The organism is Aeromonas sp. PS2Canimalfood6 (assembly GCF_048276795.1).
GTDB lineage: Bacteria > Pseudomonadota > Gammaproteobacteria > Enterobacterales > Aeromonadaceae > Aeromonas > Aeromonas caviae.
In genome coordinates, this window is the sequence record NZ_JBLUXC010000174.1 from 1 (window position 1) to 386 (window position 386).

Annotated in this window: 1 protein-coding gene; it reads left to right on the forward strand. The window is 58.0% G+C overall.

All coding sequences use genetic code 11. From position 1 onward, the window contains the following. Positions 1 to 386 (forward strand): IS5 family transposase (locus ACNPAA_RS21120; protein WP_417892006.1); only part of this gene is annotated, 386 nt, incomplete at both ends.

Here is a 386-nt window from a genome sequence, read left to right on the forward strand (position 1 = left end):
CCCAGCTCGACCAAGAACAAAGAGCAGCAACGCGATCCGCAGATGCATCAGACCAAGAAAGGCAATCAGTGGCACTTTGGCATGAAGGCCCACATTGGTGTCGATGCCAAGAGTGGCCTGACCCACAGCCTAGTCACCACCGCGGCCAACGAGCATGACCTCAATCAGCTGGGTAATCTGCTGCATGGAGAGGAGCAATTTGTCTCAGCCGATGCCGGCTACCAAGGGGCGCCACAGCGCGAGGAGCTGGCCGAGGTGGATGTGGACTGGCTGATCGCCGAGCGCCCCGGCAAGGTAAGAACCTTGAAACAGCATCCACGCAAGAACAAAACGGCCATCAACATCGAATACATGAAAGCCAGCATCCGGGCCAAGGTGGAGCACCC